Source organism: Thalassotalea coralli, from assembly GCF_055786205.1.
In genome coordinates this window covers 375,152-397,256 of sequence record NZ_JBVVBK010000005.1, presented here as the reverse complement: position 1 = coordinate 397,256, position 22,105 = coordinate 375,152, and the positions used below count along the sequence as shown (strand labels likewise).

Sequence of the window (22,105 nt, the reverse complement as noted above, 5' to 3'; positions counted from 1 at the left end):
TTAATCGGTATATTAAAGGGCGCTTTTATTTTTAAAGCGCCTTTTTTATTATCAGAAGTGCCTGTTAACTGGTTTAACTTGTTAGTAGAAAACTTGCATTACAGTTAACGTAAAGGTAAAGTTCGGAGCCTATAATAATAAGGAAGAATGCATTTTTTTTCGACAATGCTAAACCGATCAAGTGTTGTAAGACACACTATAATAATAATAAGTTTAGGTTTAGATCCCTTGACCCCAAGGAAAATACAATAGAGAAAGCCATGAATACTAATATTTATAAAGAAAGCGACGTAGTACATAGCCCAGCTTTCATTGATGGACATTCCGTTGAAATTCCCATCCTTAAAATTTTACAACAAGACGGCACCGTTTATGACGGCGCAGAGCTTCCTGAGTTAAATCAAGAGCATGCCGTAAAAGTTTACCAAGCCCTCGCTTTTCATAGGGTGTTAGATGAGCGTATGGTAGCCGCGCAGCGTCAAGGACGCATCAGTTTCTACATGGCAGCGTTGGGAGAAGAAGCTGCCAGTGTGGGCGGCGCGGCAGGTCTACAAGATCAAGATATGATTATGGCGCAATACCGTGAGCAGGGTGCCTTAATTTATCGTGGTTTTAGTCTTGAAGACTTTATGAATCAAATGTTCTCGAACGAAAAAGATTTAGGTAAAGGTCGTCAGATGCCAATTCACTATGGCTCGAATGAACTTAACTATATGACCATTTCTTCGCCGTTAGGAACGCAAATCCCTCAAGCTGCTGGTTATGCTTATGGCCAGAAGTTACAAGGTAAAGACGCCGTTACTATTTGTTACTTTGGTGAAGGTGCTGCCTCGGAAGGAGACTTCCATGCAGGTTTAAATATGGCTGCTGTCCATAATGCACCGGTTATCTTCTTTTGTCGTAATAATGGCTATGCGATTTCAACGCCTTCTGATGAACAATACGTTGGTAACGGTATTGCTTCTCGTGGTGTAGGTTACGGTATTAAAACCATTCGTATCGACGGCAACGATATTCTTGCGGTGATTAAAGCGGTACAAATTTCCCGTGAATACGCATTAAAAGAAAATAAACCTGTGGTTATTGAAGCCATGTCATACCGTTTAGGTGCTCACTCTACTTCTGATGATCCAACGGGTTACAGAACGAAAGAGGAAGAAGCTAAATGGCACGCTCATGATCCAATTTCTCGCATGAAGTCTTGGATGTTAGCACAAGGCTGGTGGAACGAAGAGCAAGAAACAGAATTGTTCGAGCGCTTACGTGAAGAAGTTTTAGCGGCGGTTAAAGTGGCGGAAAAAATTGATAAGCCACCAGTTGAAGACTTGGTTACAGACGTGTACGACCAAGTTCCAGCACACTTACAAAAACAACTAGATACGTTAAAACAACACATTAAAAAGTATCCAGAATCATACCCGTTTACTGCTGGGAGAATTAAATAATGGCTCAAATGAATTTATTGCAGGCAATTAATAATGCCTTAGATATTGCCATGGCAGAAAACGACAGCGCGTTGTGTTTTGGTGAAGACGTTGGTCATTTTGGTGGTGTGTTCCGTGCAACCAGTGGCCTTCAAGAAAAGTATGGTAAAGCTAGATGCTTTAACACGCCGCTAGTTGAGCAAGGTATTATTGGTTTTGCCAATGGCCTAGCGGCTCAAGGCAGCACGCCAATCGCTGAGATCCAATTCGCAGATTACATTTTCCCGGCATTTGACCAAATCGTGAATGAGTCAGCTAAATTCCGTTACCGTAGTGGTAACGAATTTGATGTTGGTAAATTAACGATTCGTACACCATACGGTGGTGGTATCGCTGGTGGTTTATACCATAGCCAGTCGCCTGAAGCATATTTTGCTCATACACCAGGCTTAAAGATTGTTGTACCTCGTAACCCTTATCAAGCAAAAGGTTTACTGCTTGCATCAATTAGAGATGATAACCCTGTTGTATTCTTTGAACCTAAGCGCTTATACCGAGCTTCGGTTGGCGAAGTGCCAGAAGAAGATTACCAATTACCTATCGGTAAAGCAGAAGTCACTCAACAAGGTTCTGATATCACGCTATTAGCGTGGGGTGCTCAAATGGAAATCATCGAAAAAGCAGCTGAAATGGCTGAAAAAGATGGTATTTCATGTGAGATCATTGATTTACGTACTATTTTACCTTGGGATGTTGAGACAATTGCTGCATCGGTAATGAAAACAGGCCGTTTAGTCATTTCTCAAGAAGCGCCATTAACGTCTGGTTTTGCGAGTGAAATTGCTGCTACTATTCAGCAAGAGTGTTTCTTACATCTTGAATCGCCTATTGCTCGTGTTTGTGGTTTTGATACGCCATACCCACTGGCTTTAGAAAAAGAATATGCCGCTGATCACTTAAAAGTGTATGAAGCGATCAAGCAAAGCATTAACTACTAGGACATAAGTAATGAGCATTGATTTTATTTTACCCGACATCGGTGAAGGTATTGTTGAATGTGAACTAGTAGAATGGCTAGTAAACGAAGGTGACCATATTCAAGAAGACCAGCCGGTTGCAGATGTAATGACAGATAAAGCTATGGTACAGATCCCTGCGATGCATTCAGGCGTTGTTGACAAGCTTTATTATGGTAAAGGCGATATCGCTAAAGTACATCAGCCGTTATTCGCTATGACACCAGATGGCGAAACAACTGCCTCAGCTCCTGTTCAAGAAGCTGCGCCGTCACAAGAGTCAGCGCCGGTTGTTGATAACAGCACTTCTTCAACAGGAACTGTTGTTGAAGACTTTATCTTACCTGATATCGGTGAAGGGATTGTTGAGTGTGAAGTGGTTGAGTGGTTAGTCGCTGAAGGCGATAGCATTGTTGAAGATCAGCCGGTAGCTGATGTAATGACAGATAAAGCTATGGTACAAATTCCTGCGATGCACTCAGGTACAGTGGTTAAATTACATTATGCCAAAGGCGATATTGCTAAAGTACATGAGCCATTATTTGCTATTGAACGAGCAAGTAATGGCGGTGCAGCACCAGTAGCGACTAAGCCTGTAGAGAGCAAGCCTGCTGAAGCAACTCCACCAGCTAAAGCTGAATCAGTGGTTAAAGCACCTGCACCAGCAGCTAGTGCCAATAAAGTGGTGAACGAAAAAGCAGTGGCGAGCCCTGCGGTTCGCCGCGTAGCACGTGAATTAGGCGTTAACATTCATCACGTGCCTGGCAGCGGAAAGAAAGGGCGCATTTATAAAGATGACGTAATTGCCTTTAACGAAAACGGTGGTGTAGCCGCTCCAGCACAAACAGCGGCACCAGTGGCAGTTGTTGGCGGTACTCGTGTTGAGCCTATTCGTGGTGTTAAAGCTGCGATGGCAAAAGCAATGGTAGCGTCTGTTTCAACTATTCCTCACTTCACTTACTGTGAAGAAATCGACATGACTAAACTGATTAAGTTACGTGGCGAGTTAAAAGAGGTTTATGCGAAGCAAGATATTAAGTTAACCATGATGCCATTCTTTATGAAAGCTATGTCTTTAGCGCTTAAAGAGTTCCCTGTGATTAACGCTCAGCCGAATGAAGAGTGTACCGAAATTACCTATTTCGATGATCACAATATTGGCATGGCAGTTGACTCAAAAGTAGGTTTGTTAGTACCCAATATTAAGCAAGTACAAACAAAGTCTATTCTAACGTTAGCGCAAGACATTACTAAGCTAACTGAAGACGCTCGCGCTGGCCGTGTAGCTTCAGAAGACTTAAAAGGCGGTACTATTACCATTTCAAATATCGGTGCTATTGGCGGTACGGTAGCTACGCCTATTATCAATAAGCCTGAATCGGCAATTGTGGCATTAGGTAAGCTGCAAACCTTGCCTAGATTTAACGATAAAGGTGAAGTGGAAGCTCGTTCTATCATGCAAGTTAGCTGGTCTGGCGATCACCGTATTATTGATGGTGGTACTATTGCGAGATTCAGTAACTTATGGAAGTCGTTCTTAGAAGAGCCGTCTAACATGTTAGTGCATATGAGCTAGTAAAGCTTTAGTATTATAAAAACAGCTTGCTTCGGCAGGCTGTTTTTTTATCTTTAGCTAGCTATAAATAATCGTAAGGAGTACGTTAGTGCGAAAACTGCACAAAATTATCGGATTAATCATGTTATTGCCATGTATCGCTTGGGCAATTACAGGGATCTTTTTCTTTTTTAAGCCCGGCTATCAAGAAGCCTATCAGCCACTAAATATTAAGTTCTATCCGCAAGCTGCTTTGGCAACATTGCCCGTTAATCAGGCGTTTAGCCAAGTAAAACAAATGCAAACCATCCTGGGTCAGCATATTTTGGTGCAAGATGAATCTGGCTGGCGTCACTTTCTTGCAAAGCAGGAACAGCCAACAAAGTATGTAGAATTAAAAGAGCCCAGTGAGCAACAAGTTAAGTCACTTATTGTCGAAGCTATTGCTGCTAAGCCTGAACGTTATGGCAACATCGCATCTATTGATGGGTTAACAGTCACGACAGATACAGAGGTTAGAGTTACGCTAAATTGGCAACAGCTTTCCCTTAGGCAACAGGGGAAAGATACTGATTTCATCAATACCATTTATAATATCCATTATTTGCGTTGGACGGGTAATAAAACCATAGATCAGTACTTGGGAGTTATTGGATTATTACTGATAGTTTCTGTCGCAGGCATTGGTACTTGGATGTCTTTTAACAGAAAATAAGCTTTCTGATTCCACTTTCTGATTCATTTTATTGTAAAACTCTTGTGGTCTGACCTCTTGTGTACTATGTTAACTCTCAGTAGAAATGACGAGAGTTAACATGCAGCAAGAACCGATTTTCGTTCAAGCCGAACATCATCAATTATTTGTCAATCACCTGTGGCAACAGCAGGGAGAAACACCTGTACTTATGCTGCATGGCACCATAGAAAATGGAAAAATTTACTACACAGCATCTGGTAAAGGCCTAGCGTGCTTTTTAGCTAAACATGGTTTTGAAGTGTTCGCAGCCGATTATCGAGGAAAAGGACAAAGCAAACCGAACATTGCTCAAGACTCAGATCACGGGCAGTATGAAATTATTGATCAAGATATACCAAGGTTAATTAACTTTGTTTATGAAAAAACAGGTAAAAAGCTTCATGTAATTTGCCACTCGTGGGGTGGGGTAATGCTGGCAAGCAGCTTGGCTAAGTTTCCGGAGTTAGCGGATAAGTTACTAAGTATCGTATGCTTTGGTACCAAACGTACAATTTATCGAAGAACGTTTCATAAATGGTGGAAGGTAACTTGGTTTTGGAATCGTATTGCCCCGTGGATGGCGAAAAGGAAAGGGTATATAGATGCCGTTAAGCTTAAATTCGGTGCGGATAATGAAACTTATCAGTTTATGTACCAGTGTGTTGCTTGGGTAAAGCGTCAGCCATGGGTCGACCCGACAGACAAGTTTAATTACGGCCTTGCCGCTAAATCAGTAAATTGGCCGCCAGTGTGGCACCTAACAGGAAAAAACGATGATTTGTTAGGTTTTTCTGGCGATGTAAAAGCATTTATAGCTGAGGCACATCCAAGCGCGAAGTTTTCTTTGTTATCAAAAGAGAATGGCAATGTACTTGACTATGACCATATAGATATTCTTACTGCTAAAGAAGCACAAACAGATCACTTTCCTGCAGTGGTTAACTGGCTAAAAGAGTATAGTTAGTAAACCTAGGTAAAGCCCTAAATAAAAAAGCAGCTAGTTGATAGCTGCTTTTTAGTTATTGGTTCGGTGCAATTAAAAATAGCTTACTTTAACCACCCTTCATCTTTACCTTTCTTAGCTAGCATAAACAACATTACAGATACTATTAGAACAACAGCCGGCATAATAACGCTAGTTGCTCCTTTAACGGCGATTACATCCGTCATTAAAAATGCATGGATATCTTGAACGATAACTCCTGCTAAAGAAGCTAAGTAAATAGGCGCAGCTAGCCCATTTTTCATTAGAAGAAGCACTGATGCTAGTGTTCCACCGATCACCGCAACACCAAAAGCAGCAGTTGCCCATGCGGGAATATCTTTGTATAAGGCTTGCTCTGCTTCGGGCAATTGAGCAAGTACTTCAGGTGTTATTAAAAGTTGACCTGCAAAGGCTAGTAGGCCGAGTATATTCCATATCAATGCGATAATCGCAACGGTTTTTAGCCAACTTGGTGTTCCATCTTGGCTACTGGATTCGTTTACTTGTGTATTTTCTTGTTCACTCATGGCTTGTCCTTATTATTGTTTTACTTTGTTTATCGTAGCTTGCATTTAGGCAAATCGAGTTATTTCTAGTGTACGAGTTTATTGGAGTTTTTAACATAGTCAGATAAAACTTCTTGTTTAATTGTTACTTTTTCCGTTACATTAAACTACGAAGTTTGTCGTTTGTGTGGCTTATTTAACGCATACGGTGCGGCTCACCATTGTGCATTTGTTCAAGGTAGCATAACGGTAAGGTAATAAGGTAAGTGAGTTAAAAAGGTTATAGGGAGTTTACGTGTACTTTAAATTAAGTTTATGTGCCGCGATGATATTATCTGTTACTGCCTGCAGTTCGGCGCCGAAGGTTCATGTTTTTGGTAAATATTTGTCAGACGAACAAAAATCTGCCATTGAAAAGTCCTTTGTAGATAATGAATATGAGGTGACCTTTAACCAACTCTCCTTTCCAAAGGGGATCAGCCAAAACACTGTCGTTTATAACGCTGAACCAGGCAGTAAGTCCCATACGCGAAACATTATTAAACTTGTTGAATCGCTTGGGTTCCCTGTTGAAGCGACAAACCTTATTTTGGCGGATAGCCACTCTTTTACCGTGGGAAATTTAGGGCTGTATTTAGTGCCTGAGGGCTCTCATGATTTACTTCAGAAAAATCAAAGTTTTGACCTTGAGTTACTTAACGAGTATGGAGCAGTTAACTGCTTATATTCTGCCACTCTTAGCTTAGAAAAATTTGGCATGTTTTCCATTGAAGTTGAGAAGTGGGATAAAACTAAGCAAGACTATATCGTCGACAATGTAAAAGGTGAGTGGCAGCTGATGAATAGTGACTACTTAAAGCTCACAAGTGAATCCTTAATTAACGACTTGTACTTTACTAAGAAAAAAGAACAAGTCGAAATAGGTGGGCGTAACATGAAAGTAGTGAAGTTTGTACCGATGAATGGGTACCATGAAAGTATGCCTATTGCTCAATACAACTGCACGTATTCGATTATGCAAGATGTAACAGGCTAGGGCTTTAAGTATCCGCCGCGCTTTTTAGCGAGTAAAGTTAAGTGTAAATCTGGCGCCTTTAAGTGTTGGGGAGGTATCAATGGTTAATTCTCCCTGATAACTTTCTACAAGATCTCGGACAATTGCCAAGCCAATTCCGTGACCGTGCTGGTAGTTATCGGCTCGTGTTCCACGGTTTAAAATTTCATTTATCTTATCTGGGGCGATGCCATTGCCATTGTCTTCAATACTTATAGATAGTTTACTATTTTCAAGAAGAACACTGCACTTCACTACATCTTTACAGGCTTTGCTGGCGTTATCTAACAAATTTCCTAACATCTCCAGTAAGTCAGTTTCGTCACCTTTGAATACTGTGTCTTCGGGGCAATCAACGGTAAACTCAATCGCTTTGTCTCGATAAATTTTTTGTAAACTGTTCAGTAACTTTTCTAATGTTGGCGCAATTTTTACTCCTAAATACCAAGCATGCTGGCCAGCGCTCTGCGCGCGCTTTAATTGATGTTCTATCATCAAATTAATGGTATCGATTGGTTCTTGGCTTTCAGTTAATTTGTGACTCGCTATTTGCCCCTGAAGCACGGCAAGAGGCGTTTTTAAGCTATGAGCGAGATCAGAAAGCGCGTTTCTATAACGAGTACGCTGTTTTTGTTCTGTTGTAAGTAAAATATTTAGCTGTTCGGTTACTTGAGATAACTCCGCAGGATATTTTCCGTCAAGTTGAGCGCGCTGACCTTGTTCTATTTCCGCTATTTCCTGCCCTAAATTTGAAAGAGGCTTTAAGCTCCAACGTAGCCAAATAAGTTGCAATACAATTAACACCGCCATTAGTACAAACAAGCCAAACCATAACTGTTGTCTAAACTCAGTCATTAATTCATTAAAGCCCAATTTACTCTTAATGATATGCAAGGTAACAGGGTGATCTCCCGCACTGTCACTAAAGCTTACCGAATAGCTATAAATAAAATGGGCAGAATCTTCGATATTTTGCTGATAGAAAACGTTTTTGCCAACCTTTGGATAGACAAATGTTTTAGGCAAAGAGACTGTTAATAGTGAAGCCGATTGCCATTTTGTTTGCAACGGAGCGCCAGTATTTGAAATCATCGCGTATAAGCCAGACTGGCTAATATTAAACTGATTAACCGTTAGCACCTCTGGCATGATTAGCTCACCATCTTCAAACTCTGCTACGGTAAGCAAGGCATAAACGTAGGCGTTCATTTCATTTTCAACAGCTGATTCCATATGCTGTTGATATGCATTTGATAAGGTTAAGCCGACAATAGGCAATAAAAATAGAATAGTGAAAAGCGCACTGAATATCATGCGCGCGGCTAGCGAATTGCTTACCTTTGCTTTAAATCCCTTAGACAAAAAATATTACCCCAACTGACGCATACGATATCCTTGACCACGCAAGGTTTCGATAAACTGGGTTTGTGCTTCTGGGTCTAGCTTTTTTCTTAATCGACGGATAAAAACTTCGATTACGTTCGAGTCTAAATCGAAGTCTTGGTCATAAATGTGTTCGGTCAACTCAGTTTTTGAAATAACTTTACCTATATTCAGCATTAAGTACTCAAACACTTTGTACTCATGGCTACTAAGTTGAACTTCTGCCTCGTTAGCTATCACTCGCATACCTTTGGTATCTAACTGATATATGCCATTTTCTATAATTGGAGATGCATTGCCAGCACTGCGCCTGATCAAAGCGTTTAGTCGAGCAAAAAGTTCTTCTTGATGAAAGGGTTTAGTCAGGTAATCATCTGCACCTGCATCTAATCCTTCCACTTTGTCTTGCCAACGATCTCGTGCCGTTAATACGATTATTGGAAAGTTCCGGTTATTCTTTCTGAGGGTTTTAATTAACTCTGAGCCATCTAGCTTAGGCAGTCCTAAGTCAATCACGGCAGCGTCATAGTCGTATTCTGTTCCTTGAAAGAGACCTTCCTCGCCGTCACCTGCGGCGTCAACGCTGTAATTAGCTTGTTCTAACTGCTCTTTCAGTTGAGTTTGCAAGCGAATGTCATCTTCAACCAATAGTAATCTCATGTCCTTACCTACTTCAGCTCTTTATTTTTCCGGAAATGGCGTCTACTTTAATCGAAACCACATGGCCGTTGTCTTTTAATAACTTTACTTTGTAGCCCGGATTACCATTTACCTTAGTTCGTTGTACTTTTAACACTTTCCCGCCAAACTTTTTCTTCACGATTTGAGCTGCTTGTTGGGCAGTACTTACCGAATAAGAAAGAGATTCAATCGCGCTTGCATCAGGAAGATAACTACCTGACGTTGTTATTATTGCTGCTAAAAGCCAAGGACAAACTGTCTTTGTCGAACGTTTCATTTCACCTACCGAAGTTGAAAGGTCTACTCACTTGCTCAGTGTAAAAGTATTCCGAGATGATGACAATCTAATCTATGCAAACTGAATCGATGCTGAACACCAAATTAAGGTGTTAAGTGTTGTTAATTTATGTTCAGTTTGCGTTCAGAAATAAGGGCGTTAAATAAAAGTCGAACATGCAGAGGTGAAGACTTACCTCAATCACATCAAGGTATTTTCCTGAGTGATAACGATCTAGCAAACGATTTAAAGGAATGACTATGCTTAAAACGATACTTTCTACGGTTTTATTACCATCATTAGCGCTATCTTATGCGGTTTTACCTGAACAAGCTTTTGCGCAAACCACTGATAACAAAGAAGCGGAGCAGCTAACCAAATCGAAAACCGCGTTATCTGTTAGCGGCTTCAAGAAAGAACTAGACAAAATGCAAGCATTAGACATTTTAGCGTCTGACATTTCTACAGCCAATGCTTTAACTCAAGCGGAACTAGCGACAATAGCCTTAAAGGGAATGACGCGAGAGCAGGTTCATGCACAGAAAAGACAAGGCAAATTTTTAGGTAGCGCCATTAAGTTGACCGGTGACAAATTAGCATTAAATAGCGCGTCGTCAAATACTGTAAACTCTCTGGTTCAGGCTAGAGCACATCACAGCTTTTCTATTTTTGAAGGGTATGCACAATTAGTTGTGGATGATGACGCCGATGGTTTCTACAAAACCTTTAGTGTGACATTTGACGCTGATGTTTATAACCCTGACTATGTTGAAACATCTCTTGTTTATGCTGACTTATATTTAAGTCTAGATGGTGGAGATTGGGAGCATTACTACACCACAAGCAATTTTCTTATCACTGGCGACAGCACTGAAGATGCCTTTGAAGTTTATACGACGTTAGACCAAGGCTACATAGCTGGGCATTACGACGTATTAATTGATTTATACGAAGTAGGGTACCCAGATATTGTGGCTACTTATAGTGCAGCTGATACGAATGAGCTATACGCGTTGCCGTTAGAAAGTGCAGATTATGACACCTATTACGAAACTCATTATTATCATCATCACGATGATGGCGGCTCTATTCCACTAATTTCTGTAGCATTTTTGCTTGGCGTGGCTGGTATTAGATATTTATCCAAAGCAAAAACTCTCAATTAAAAACAGATTACTAAAAATAACAATAAAAGCGCGAGAAACGTGCTTGGAATCACGAAAACAATAATTGCAATTTATCACACAATAACTGTCGTTGTTCAGCTAGTGTTCAGTTTGTTTTTTGTACATTAGCTGTCATAAGGCAAATTTTAAGACAAGGTGGTTTTTATGACAAAGTATCGATTATCTCTCTCATTGCTTGCTATGTTGACTTCGTTTTCAGCCTTAAGTGCTGGAACAGAAATGAGTCAAGCAACAACTGATTCGCAGGCGAATCAAGTTTCAGGACAAGAGGTTGTCAAAGTAAAGTTTTCACAGGCGCAAATAGAGCAAATGTTAGCGCCAATCGCCTTATACCCTGATACCTTGCTTACCCATATTTTAATTGCTTCTACCTATCCATTGGAGGTCATAGAAGCAGATCGTTTTTTGAAAAAGCACAAAGAATATTCACAGCAAGAAATATCAACGCTGTCTGAAAAAAAAGAGTGGGACCCTAGCGTTGTTGCTTTATTACCTTTTCCTAAAATTATTGCCAATTTAAGTGAAGACTTAACGTGGATGACGAATCTAGGCGATGCCTTCCTACAAGATGAGCAGCAAGTTCTAGCCAGTGTACAAACATTAAGACAAAAAGCGGAAAGCGCGGGCAATCTAGACACTATGGACAATGTTAATATTGTCAGAGAAAAGCAAACAATAATTATTGAGCCTGCTCAACCAGAAGTGATTTATGTACCGTATTACGACACCCGTGTTGTTTACGGTCATTGGCATTGGCCACATTATCCGCCAGTTTACTGGCATCGCCCTGTCCACTATAGCTACTATCATGGTCCTTATTACTGGCATAGCGGGGTACACATTGCGGCTACATTTTTTGCTATCGGTTTTCACTGGGGTAACCATCATGTAGTGCACCATCATCACAGTTATTACAATAAGCGCTATTATCGTCACCATGGTGGACACCACGACAAAAAAGCTAAAATTAGTACCAGCTATGAAGCAAAGCGTTGGAAACATAACCCGCACCACAGAAGAGGTGTTGCTTATCGCTCACATACCGTAAAAGAAAAGTACGCAAGCGCACGTCCAGCTAGTTATCAAACTAAGCACATTAGAAAAGTTGATAAGCAAGTATATGCGCGCAATACCGCTCATAAAGTGAAGAAAAGCCCATACGTTTCTTCACAACATAAACAAGTGTCAAAGCAACTGGCTGTTAGTAAATCACAAGTTAAAACTAACACTCATAAATATCAGGGCAAGCACTACAGTAACAAAGAGCGTTACAAAAATGATGCTTTCGTAAACAAAAGCTCGGTGGTAAAAAGTAACGTCTCGAAAAACAAGGCATATAAAGTTGGTAAAAATACTGGTGCCGCTAAGTCGACACATAAGCAAAGTATTGATAAATACAACGCTGTGCCATCTTTTGAAAAAGCAGGTAGAAACTACAAAACTTCTTCAAAAAGCAGTAACAATACCTATAGCTATAACAAATCAAAGTCGGTGAATAATAGTTACAAAGCTAAGCCTAGTTACAACAGTAGCAAAAACTACAGTCAAAAGGTGGCAAATACAAAAGCCCCTAGTTATGGAAGTACTGCTAAGCCAAGCTATAGCTATAAGGCGCCAAAATCTAATAACAGTTACAAGGCACCAAAGCCTGCCAAGCATTCAGCATCGACAAAAAGTTATAGTAAATCAAGTTCAAGTTCTAGAACGAGAGTAAAGGGGATAAATTAGAAAACACGCCGTTGAATATTGTTCTCAACGCTAAGAGGGGAAGGAAACAAGATATCGAGCACTAATTTAGTCCCAACAATAAAAAGCTCGCTACTTGTTTGGGGTAACACTGTCCAGGGAAACACGGTTACTCCTGATACAAGGATGTATCAACACTCTCGCTTGAATAGTATGAGCAATGTCTTTGCAAACACTACTCATTCTAGATTCATTAAAATTAACAGTGGACTAGTAAATTTTACCGCTACTTTTAACCTTATTCACGTCAACCCTTGTTGGCGTTAACGTACCGTCAACTAACCCTTGCGTTGCTACTGACAAGTTTTCAATAACTTTATACATCGAATCTAAGTCTAAGCTGGCAAGATCATCACTTACTTGATGATAATGTTTATCCCCCTCGAGTTGCACGCTGCTAAAGCTATGAGCAGGAACGCCTAATCTTGCGAGTGTCGCGTTATCAGAACGGTAAAACAAATTTTGTTTTGGGTAAGGGTCTGCGTGAATCTTACCCATGTTTTCCGGTAAACTAGCATTTAATAATTCGCCTAAACTAGAGCGCTCCATACCTGTCATCCAAAACTGACCAGCGCCAAATTTCGATACTTTGCCGATCATCTCAATATTAATCATGGCAACAACATCATCAGGATTTAATTGTTTAGAAAAATACCGAGAGCCAAATCCACCTATCTCTTCTGCGGTAAAGGCCGCGAACATTAACGAACGCTTAGGTTTACCTTGCTTGGCAAAGTATTGGGCAAGATTCATTATTGCTGTTGTGCCTGAGGCGTTGTCATCTGCACCATTAAATATTTTGTCATCGCCTGCGTTTAGTTTGACGCCTAAGTGATCATAGTGTGCAGAGTACAAGACGATTTCTTCTGGTTTTTCACTCCCAGGTAAGACGCCAACAACATTAGTAAGTTTTTGTTGTTTTATAGAGGTTTTGCCACTAGCAACCGCACTTTCAACGGATGTCTCATCGGAAATAGCAATAACAATTGCGCCATTTTCATTGAGACTTAATTTAGTTAGCCCACGATCAAAATAGCCTTTATAGCGCTTGAACATTTTGGAATGAGCACTGTTAAGCAAGACTAAATGGTTTCCACCTTGCTGGTTTAATTTACTGATTACGCTGCGCATATCATCGTCTTTGCCGATGAGATGCGTTTGCATATCACTAGAGTTCTGCCAATTAAACACAGCGTAGGTACTTGCCATTGTAACAAGGCCGCTCTCTATGCTTTTGCCATTTACTGATACTGATAAAGAGGTTGGTGCCACTTTGGTCACTGTAAATGATTGTAGAAAACTAGACTCCCCTTGCATGGGGACTAAACCAATGTCTTTAAAGCGCTTACTAATATAATCAGCTGCTTTATCAATATCTTTAGTAAAACTAGCGCGACCATTTAGTTCGTCACTTGCTAAATAGGTAATATCTTTTGTCACTGATTGGCGAGAAATGTTTTCTGCCGAACTTATTTGGGGGATGAAAGCTGACAGTAGCGACATCGAAATGGCTAGCTTCGCTATACTTGTTCTCATGTTATTTACTCTTATTTTTATTAAGGTGGTTCTCGTTAACTATTGAATATTTGTACAAACCTTTCAATAGTTAGGAGAAAAAATGACGCTAGAACTAATGACAGTTTTGTAAGGAAACTTTGTCAACAAGAATAGAGTTGTCGCCCAAGCTCAACCACAGCTGCCCATCTTGTACTGTAATCTGTAATTCCATAGTTCGTGTAATTGCATTGGCAAACTCTTGTAAGCCTTGCTCTTCAAACTTAACAACCGATAAATTTGTGAATTTTTTTATCGCACTTTCTTGTTGTTGCCACCAAATATCGAAGGCTGATTGATAGCCATACAAATAGGCTTGTTTTGATTTAACACAAGCTCTTTTTAGCCGCTTTTCATCGGGTTGCCCAAGTTCAATCCAAAGCTCAATTTCTTCATGTAAGTTTTTCTGCCACAAAGCTGCTTCGTCTTCGTCACTGACACCCTTACCAAAGGTTAACTCATCAGATGCATGTAGAGCAAAAGCCAAAATCCGCGTTGCTAAGCGAAGTTCAGTTTCTGAAGGGTGGCGAGCAATGGTTAAGTTAAAGCTGTTGTAATATTCACGATCTAAGTCGGATAAGTGAAGGTTTACTTTATAAATGGTCGATTTTAGTGCCATGGATGATTAATGTATGAGTTTTTTCTTGATTATACATGGATATAAATTAAGTGAATATTGAATAAGGCTGACAGTCTAAAAGTAAATGGTGAGGGTAAATAAAAAGCGCAGTGTATGCTGCGCTTCTCATATTTTATCTTTTAGCCGCGTTACAAACATCATCCATGCAAAGAGCTGCGTATCTAGCGGTGTGAAAAGCACTATTTTCCATGATTTGGTATTGCTCAGGTGTTAGAGGGAAATTATTAATGGTATTAATAATATCTTCTGTATGACCAATGTCCGCTATAGCATGGTGCTTTAAACTACTAAACCCTTTCTCTGGGAGCCCTGAACGCTCTATTAAAGTATTCACGTATTCTATAGTAGGGTGGCGTACTTCAAGACAAGCTAAGTAACCCATATAGGCGATAGGGTGATAATGCTTAATCCAATAATACTGAGCACCAATTAAATTAGCGACGTTATGGGATTGAATCCTAGCTAAAACCTTATCTCTAGGTTGCCCGAATGTTTCTAAATCACTGAGTGCCCATTCATCATGACCAATTTCTTCTTCAATATGATTCGCCATATATTCAATTAATTGATCGTTTAAATCAGAGTGAGGCAAACGTTCGGCTTGAGCCTTCACTTCACGCATTAGAGGAACTGTCGATGATGAAACCCAATAGTTCAAATACGCTTGCTCTACTACTGTTTCCGGGTATATGGATAATTCAGTATACCTTTCGTTTGCAGCTTCTAATCGAGCAAAAACAAGCTGGAGATTGTTCTGCAGCTTGTCGAAGCTAGTAATAGGGCTTGAAAGGCTCTCGGCTAGCATTAAAGAATAACTCCGCCAACTTTAGTGCCGTCTTTGTTCATCTTTTTAGTAATTTTTTTCAGTTGCTCTACTTCTTCAGACGATAAACTATCAATTGACTTTTTTTGTTCATCATTTAATTCATCCTTGTTGATTAAACCTTCATCGTGTAAGTGATCCGTGTTTGATTTATTATCAGTCATATTTTTTCCTTAATATTTTTATATAGTGTTTTGCACAATTTTAAGATAAATTGCAAACACAGAATATGGAAAAAAAATGAATCGTGTCAAGTCTATTTAGAGATTTATTGTGTTTTAACAGAAGGAATTTTTGCTTTTGTCTTTTATTCTTTTTTTAAGCTTAGTTGTTAGATAAATTCGACAGATTGATTCTCTTTTTAACGATATCAGTATTAAAGCAAAATTTTTAATTTATTGTGCGTTTCACAAAACTAAAAAGTAAATAACAGCATGAGATTTAATAAGTTTTTTCTGACACTTGTGACGATAAGTCTACCTTTTTTTTCTTCTACAGCGTTTTCTGAAGATAGAGATTTTACTTCTTCTACATTTGGAGGAAGCATAAAGCGCTACGGGACAAATAACGGTTTGTCTGCAGCTTCCGTACACGCAATGTTGGTTGATGAAACCGGTTATTTATGGGTGTCAACTGAAAAAGGGATAAATCGATTCGATGGTTATGATTTTAAAGTGTTCAGTAGTGATCCGAACGATCAATTTTCTATATCTGACGGTCGAGTTACCAACATCCTACAAGATAATAAAAAGCGTTTGTGGTTTGGTTCTCAAAACAACGGACTTAATTTATTTGTGCCTCATAAAGAGCGTTTTCTAAAGCCTCGCTTGTCCAATTCAAACCAAGATTTTTCACATATCGATTCGGCAGCGATAGCAGATTTTCATTATGACCAGTTTGATAGAATTTGGCTAGCAACTTCGACAGGCCTTTATTGTCTTGAAGTTGTGTCGATTAGCGACAGTGAGTTAATCGTTCAAGAAATCGATGTGGCGAGTCATGTCAAAGGTGGCTTTAGTGCAGTGGTTATTGATGACCATGGCGTTGTTTGGGCCACAGACGACTCTGGAAAAATTTATAAAGCAAAAACGGAGAACACACAGTCAAAAGTACAAGACTTAGAGCAAGTAAATATTTTATCGCAAGTTAATACGATAGAAAGTGTAGGGAAAAATCTCTTTTTAGGAACTAACAAAGGTCTCAAGGTATTCGATACAGAGAAGCATCAGTTTGTGTCTAGGAAGCTTTCTGAGTATCTGAACGAAGAGAATGTTACGGCTATTTTGGAAGATGATGATAGGTTGTGGTTTGGTACTAAAAACGGCGCTTATTATTATAACGAAGCAACAAAATCCATTCAGGTAATTTCTCATAACCCGAATAACGATAATAGCCTGAGTCATAATGAAATAAACACATTGGCTAAGGATAGCTTTGGCGGTATTTATATCGGCACTTTTATTGAAGGTTTTAATTATTTAAACCTAAGAAATCGTCAGTTTACAACGGTTGTATCTTCACCTGATGGCTCGGGGCCTTCTAGCAATATAATGACTAGTTTTTTGGAATTAAACGACGGTCGAATGTTAATAGGTACATACGATGGTGGCTTAAATATTTTCGATCCAGAGACTAAATCATATTCGGTACTCTCTCCCTCTCAGACTAATGGACCTGCTATACAGGCAGTTTCGTTTATGGTGAAAGATTCTGGAAATAAAGACGGCGTTTGGATTGCAAGTATTGGTGCGGGGCTTGTCTATTTTGATGTGCAAGCTAACTCATATACACATTTCTTGCCTGATGAACAGGATAAGGGCTCCATTAGTCATTCTCAAATCCTAGCGCTTTATGACGTTGGTGACTTTCTCTGGGTTGGCACATGGGGAGGCGGATTAAATCGATTTAATAAAAAAACGGGTGAATTTACTGTCTTTAAACATGAGCCTAACAATGAGTCGAGTATATCCGCAAATGCAGTTTGGTCTATGTTTAAAGACGAAAATGACATACTTTGGGTTGGTACTGAGTTAGGTGGGTTAAATAGATTTGACCCTAAAACAGAAACATTTCAGCAGGTTGTTTTACGTAACTCAGCTGGCAATCCCATTCCTAAAACGAGTGTAATGGCGATTTTACCTGAGAATAATAGCGCTTTATGGGTTGCGACAACAAATGGCTTGTACCTGTTAGACACTAACGAATTAAAAACTGTACCAAATAGCTCTCCCAGCATTTTAGAGCAACAATTTATTGTTGGGATGTTGGCAGATGAACATAATCAATTGTGGTTAAGTACTTTTGATGGGTTATACCGATTCAATAAAACCACAGGAAGAAACGTTCGTTTTGATATTCATGATGGACTACCTGACGACGAGTTTAATTCCTCAAGTTTTTATAAAAGCCAACAAGGTGAAATGTTTTTCGGTGGTACCAAAGGTTTTACCAAGTTTATTCCGAAGAACATTGAAGAAGATACGAGTATTCCTCGAATAGCGTTAACTGAGCTGCTTGTTCATAATGAAAAAGTAGCTGTCTCTTCGCAAGATACTCCTTCGGATCCCAATAAGTATAAGAATTTTTCGATTGACACTGCGTTAAACAGTTTAGATAAATTGATTTTAACCTATGATGAAAAGCTTGTTACCTTTGAATTTTCAGCGCTACATTTCACAAAACCTTTGAGTAATCAATATGCTTATATGTTAGAGGGGTATGATGATGATTGGATCTATACCGACGCGAAAAATAGACGTGCGACTTATACAAGCCTTCCACCGGGCGACTACACCTTAAGAATTAAAGCCAGTAATGGATATGGGTATTGGAATGAAGAAGGAAAAAACTTAGCGGTTGAGGTATTGCCGCCTTATTGGCGAAGTTGGTGGGCATATACCTTGTATGTCGCTATTATTATTGCGATTTTTGGTGGTATTCTGTTTCGCCAAAATTACCAGCGATTAAAAGAACATGCGATTAATGTAAAGCTAAAAGAAGCAGATCGATTAAAAGACGAATTTTTAGCAAATACTTCACACGAGCTTCGAACGCCGCTTAACGGTATTATTGGCCTCGCAGAATCATTAATTGACGGCGTGGCAGGTCAATTGCCCAACACTGCGAATAAAAATCTCGCCATGGTAGTTGCCAGCGGCAAGCGTTTGTCCAATCTAGTCAACGACATTTTGGATTTTTCTAAACTGAAAAACCACAATTTAAAGTTGAATCGAGCGGGCGTTGAACTTCATAGCCTTTCGGATGTGGTGTTAACGGTTTCGACACCATTAATTGGCGATAAAAACATAACATTGTTGAATAAGGTGTCTAGCGAATTACCATTGGTTAATGCAGATGAAAATCGTGTAGAACAAATCCTTTATAATCTTGTTGGCAACGCTATCAAATTTACCGACAGTGGTGAAGTTACTGTGTCTGCAGAGCAGCAAGAAGATCTGATAAAAATATCAGTAACTGACACCGGTATAGGTATAAAGGCGTCGGATTTAGGTGTTATCTTTAACTCGTTTGAGCAATTAGAAGGTGATGTCGCTAGAGAGCAAAGCGGCACAGGATTAGGACTTGCGGTAACCAAGCAGCTTGTTGAACTGCATGGTGGTGAATTACAGGTTGAGTCTGTAGTTGGCGAAGGAAGTTGTTTTAGCTTTACCTTGCCAATTAACAATGAGCAAATTACTGATGTTACCAGCGTGGTTAAAGAGGTAAATCAGTCTCAGCTAAGTAGGCTTCAGCACCTAGATGCTGAAATAGAATATGTTAGTGTCGATGTTCAAGAACTCGCACTGCAGAAAGAATCAACCATCGAGCATAATAAATTTCACATTTTGGTTGTTGATGATGATGCTGTAAATCGTCAAGTACTTCGCAATCATTTAAGTCTCCAAGGGTATCAAATAACAGAAGCAGCAAGTGGAAAGCAAGCGCTGAAGTTAATTGAAAGTGTTTCGAATGGAGGTAGTGAGCAACAAAGACCGTATGACCTAATTTTGTTAGATGTCATGATGCCAAAAATGTCAGGTTACGAAGTATGTAAAGAGGTAAGAGAACGATTTACCTTAAACGAACTTCCGGTTATTTTCCTAACGGCTAAGAATCAAGTGATAGATCTAGTCGAAAGCTTCGCCGTTGGTGGCAATGACTATTTGAGTAAGCCAATTTCCAAATATGAGCTGATTACTCGTGTAGAAAATCACTTAAGCCTGCTGGATATTAATCGCCATCTTGAATATCAAGTTGCGCAGCGAACTATCGCTCTTGAAAAAGCAACTGAAGCAAAAAGTGAATTTTTGGCGAAAATGAGTCATGAAATTAGAACGCCAATGAACGCGATTATTGGTTTAAGTCATCTGGCACTTAAAACTAGGTTAGACAGGCACCAAACGGATCTTATCGAAAAAACTCAAGACGCTTCACAAGCATTGTTGAGCTTGATTAATGATATTCTTGACTTCTCAAAAATTGAAGCAGGCAAAATGACCATTGAATCAGTGGCCATGAACATTGAAGGTTTGATCAAGAAAACGGCTAACATTTGTGCCTTAAAAGCGCACAGTAAAGGGTTAGAGTTAGTCGTTAAAATTGCGCCTGATGTGCCTAAACAAATTAAGTCTGATCCTGTTAGGTTACAGCAAATATTAGTTAACTTAGTCACTAATGCCGTTAAGTTTACTGAACATGGCCATGTTTTGATCGATGTTCGACTGGCCAGCGATAATAAATTGGTGTTTGCTGTAGAAGATACTGGGATTGGGTTAGAGCAAGATTCTCTTAATCAACTATTTCAGTCGTTTAGCCAAGCTGATAGTTCCATTACTAGACGGTTTGGAGGTACAGGTTTAGGCCTTTCGATTTGTAAACAATTGACCGAAATGATGGGCGGCGAAATTTGGGTTGAAAGCCAAATAGGTGAGGGCAGTACGTTCAGCTTTACTGTAGCATTTGAGCGATTGGAACATGAAGAGCTTGTTTCTAAACAAATTACTATGATTGAAGGCCTCAATGTACTTGTTGTGGATGATAACCCTCTTTGTTTAACGGTATTGCAAGAGCTATTATCTCAATTTGGTTGCCAAGTAACAGTCACCGAACGAGCCTCGACCGCACTTGAATTACTTGATAACGCACAGTTGGTGGAACAACCTTTCGATTTAGTTATCACCGATTGGCGTATGCCGCATATGGATGGTATTGAGCTTGCACATAGAATTAGTCAGTTCGAAAAACACCATGAGGTACCAGCAGTATTAATGGTTACAGCGTTTGATAAAAGTGACGCTATGTCACTATCACAATCGACAGGTATCAATGGCTTTATAGAAAAACCTGTAGACGCTTCGATATTGTTAGATGCTATGATGGATGTGCTTAATCTTGAAGTGGGGTCAACGCCAACTAGATTAAGGCATAAAGGTGTTTTAGACCTTTCTCATGTTAATATTTTGTTGGTTGAAGATAATGCGTTAAACCAACAGGTTGTGATGGGTTTCTTAGAAGAAACAAAGGCCAAGATAGACGTAGCTCAAAATGGTCAAATAGCGCTTGATAAGCTTTCAATGTCAGAATATGACATGGTCTTCATGGACCTTCAAATGCCAGTAATGGACGGCTTGAGCGCTACGGAAAAGATCAGAGAAAACCCTAGATTTAAAAACCTACCGATAATCGCGATGACAGCTCATGCAATGCAAGAAGAGTTAGACAAATGTATCTCAGTTGGTATGGATGATTACTTTACAAAACCAATTGACCCTAACGCATTGTTTAGCCTGTTATCAAAATGGTTTGCTAAAGAAGGATCTATCAACAAGGTGGTCAATGTTAAAAAAGTTGAGCCATCTAGTTCGAAACCTGAGCCAGAAGTAAAAACTGTAACCAGTACTGAGAGCTTATTAGAAGCGCTCGCTGGTTTAGGTTGCTTCGACGTAGAAAATGCTATTCAAGCTATGGGGGGACGAAGCCATATTTACGTTAATTTGGTACGAGATTTCAGTACTAATTATAAAGACACAGTAGATCAACTGAGTGATGATTATCATCAAGGTGATTTCGACACGGCGTTTAGAACGGCACACTCATTAAAGTCGAACGCGAATTATATTGGTGCAAACGCTTTGGCTAAACGGGCAATGCAATTGGAAGCACAACTCAAAGAAAAGCCAGACTCTGCTGATTTACTCATAGCTGAAACGTGTATTGAGTTAAACAATGTGCTACTAGCACTGGAGTCAGTTAAAGATCTAAACGAAGAGAATGATGACTCAGCAATCGTTGAAAATAGTCTTAATGTTCAGCTAGACAAAGGGCAATTGAGAGTTCTGCTTAATTCTATCAAAGGATTGGTAGCGGAAGAAAATGCAGAGGCGGAAGATCTAATACCTAGGCTAGTTCAATTAACGACAGGCACTGAATTTCAGGCTAATGCATTATTAATTGCTGAGGACTTGGATGACATTGAATACGAGCAAGCATTAAGTAAAATAGATGTAATGTTAGAAGAGCTTCTAGCTTAGAAGCTCTA

17 protein-coding genes are annotated in these 22,105 nt (G+C 39.6%); 9 read left to right on the top strand and 8 right to left on the bottom strand.

All coding sequences use genetic code 11. The features are described 5' to 3' along the window. Window positions 1-260 precede the first annotated feature (260 nt). From ACOB80_RS14890 to ACOB80_RS14870, 5 genes are all read left to right on the top strand, one after another. The gene (locus ACOB80_RS14890) at window positions 261-1,445 is read left to right on the top strand and encodes a thiamine pyrophosphate-dependent dehydrogenase E1 component subunit alpha (protein ID WP_473166639.1); all 1,185 of its coding nucleotides are present in this window, start codon (window positions 261-263) and stop codon (window positions 1,443-1,445) included. Further along, entirely contained in the window at window positions 1,445-2,422 is a 978-nt protein-coding gene (locus ACOB80_RS14885) for an alpha-ketoacid dehydrogenase subunit beta (protein ID WP_473166638.1), read from the top strand. The genes ACOB80_RS14890 and ACOB80_RS14885 overlap by 1 nt, the downstream gene beginning before the upstream one ends. A 10-nt stretch (window positions 2,423-2,432) precedes the next feature. Then, window positions 2,433-4,016 (top strand): dihydrolipoyllysine-residue acetyltransferase, encoded by a 1,584-nt coding sequence (locus ACOB80_RS14880; RefSeq protein WP_473166637.1) that lies wholly within the window; start codon window positions 2,433-2,435, stop codon window positions 4,014-4,016. An 88-nt stretch (window positions 4,017-4,104) separates the two neighbouring features. Then, the gene (locus ACOB80_RS14875; RefSeq protein ID WP_473166636.1) at window positions 4,105-4,710 is read left to right on the top strand and encodes a PepSY domain-containing protein; all 606 of its coding nucleotides are present in this window, start codon (window positions 4,105-4,107) and stop codon (window positions 4,708-4,710) included. Between the two features lie 100 nt (window positions 4,711-4,810). Then, window positions 4,811-5,695 carry an alpha/beta fold hydrolase gene (locus ACOB80_RS14870; protein ID WP_473166635.1) on the top strand — a complete coding sequence of 295 codons (885 nt, stop codon included), beginning with the start codon at window positions 4,811-4,813 and terminating at the stop codon, window positions 5,693-5,695. Between the two features lie 83 nt (window positions 5,696-5,778). Here ACOB80_RS14870 and ACOB80_RS14865 read toward each other — a convergent pair whose 3' ends face one another. Beyond that, window positions 5,779-6,243, bottom strand: coding sequence for a hypothetical protein (locus ACOB80_RS14865; RefSeq protein ID WP_473166634.1), 465 nt, complete (start codon window positions 6,241-6,243; stop codon window positions 5,779-5,781). Between the two features lie 274 nt (window positions 6,244-6,517). Between ACOB80_RS14865 and ACOB80_RS14860 the strand changes: the two genes are divergently transcribed. Continuing rightward, a complete protein-coding gene (locus ACOB80_RS14860) occupies window positions 6,518-7,258 on the top strand; it encodes a hypothetical protein (RefSeq protein WP_473166633.1) in 741 nt (246 codons plus the stop codon). Window positions 7,259-7,282: 24 nt separating this feature from the next. On the opposite strand, the gene ACOB80_RS14855 is transcribed toward ACOB80_RS14860, so the two are convergent. From ACOB80_RS14855 to ACOB80_RS14845, 3 genes are read right to left on the bottom strand one after another with little or no spacing between them, the layout of a single operon-like run. Further along, complete coding sequence (locus tag ACOB80_RS14855) at window positions 7,283-8,638, bottom strand: ATP-binding protein (protein ID WP_473166632.1); 1,356 nt, start codon at window positions 8,636-8,638, stop codon at window positions 7,283-7,285. 6 nt (window positions 8,639-8,644) lie between these two features. Beyond that, window positions 8,645-9,319, bottom strand: a complete 675-nt coding sequence (locus ACOB80_RS14850) for a response regulator transcription factor (protein ID WP_473166631.1) — start codon at window positions 9,317-9,319, stop codon at window positions 8,645-8,647. Window positions 9,320-9,332: 13 nt separating this feature from the next. After that, the gene (locus ACOB80_RS14845) at window positions 9,333-9,617 is read right to left on the bottom strand and encodes a PepSY domain-containing protein (protein ID WP_473166630.1); all 285 of its coding nucleotides are present in this window, start codon (window positions 9,615-9,617) and stop codon (window positions 9,333-9,335) included. Window positions 9,618-9,877: 260 nt separating this feature from the next. On the opposite strand from ACOB80_RS14845, the gene ACOB80_RS14840 reads away from it, so the two are divergent. Together ACOB80_RS14840 and ACOB80_RS14835 are read left to right on the top strand one after the other, a co-directional pair. Continuing rightward, a complete protein-coding gene (locus ACOB80_RS14840) occupies window positions 9,878-10,783 on the top strand; it encodes a choice-of-anchor H family protein (RefSeq protein ID WP_473166629.1) in 906 nt (301 codons plus the stop codon). A 165-nt stretch (window positions 10,784-10,948) separates the two neighbouring features. Continuing rightward, complete coding sequence (locus ACOB80_RS14835) at window positions 10,949-12,532, top strand: DUF3300 domain-containing protein (protein WP_473166628.1); 1,584 nt, start codon at window positions 10,949-10,951, stop codon at window positions 12,530-12,532. Between the two features lie 228 nt (window positions 12,533-12,760). On the opposite strand, the gene ACOB80_RS14830 is transcribed toward ACOB80_RS14835, so the two are convergent. The 4 genes from ACOB80_RS14830 to ACOB80_RS14815 all read right to left on the bottom strand — a co-directional run bounded on the left by ACOB80_RS14830 (window position 12,761) and on the right by ACOB80_RS14815 (window position 15,731). Further along, window positions 12,761-14,086, bottom strand: a complete 1,326-nt coding sequence (locus tag ACOB80_RS14830) for a M20/M25/M40 family metallo-hydrolase (protein ID WP_473166627.1) — start codon at window positions 14,084-14,086, stop codon at window positions 12,761-12,763. A gap of 94 nt (window positions 14,087-14,180) precedes the next feature. Further along, the gene (locus ACOB80_RS14825; RefSeq protein WP_473166626.1) at window positions 14,181-14,723 is read right to left on the bottom strand and encodes a YaeQ family protein; all 543 of its coding nucleotides are present in this window, start codon (window positions 14,721-14,723) and stop codon (window positions 14,181-14,183) included. A gap of 133 nt (window positions 14,724-14,856) precedes the next feature. Next, window positions 14,857-15,549, bottom strand: coding sequence for an iron-containing redox enzyme family protein (locus ACOB80_RS14820; RefSeq protein WP_473166625.1), 693 nt, complete (start codon window positions 15,547-15,549; stop codon window positions 14,857-14,859). Then, window positions 15,549-15,731, bottom strand: a complete 183-nt coding sequence (locus ACOB80_RS14815) for an aroma-sacti cluster domain-containing protein (protein WP_473166624.1) — start codon at window positions 15,729-15,731, stop codon at window positions 15,549-15,551. Before ACOB80_RS14815 ends, ACOB80_RS14820 begins: the two co-directional genes overlap by 1 nt. A gap of 270 nt (window positions 15,732-16,001) precedes the next feature. On the opposite strand from ACOB80_RS14815, the gene ACOB80_RS14810 reads away from it, so the two are divergent. After that, window positions 16,002-22,097, top strand: a complete 6,096-nt coding sequence (locus ACOB80_RS14810; protein WP_473166623.1) for a response regulator — start codon at window positions 16,002-16,004, stop codon at window positions 22,095-22,097. The last annotated feature ends 8 nt before the right edge of the window (window positions 22,098-22,105 follow it).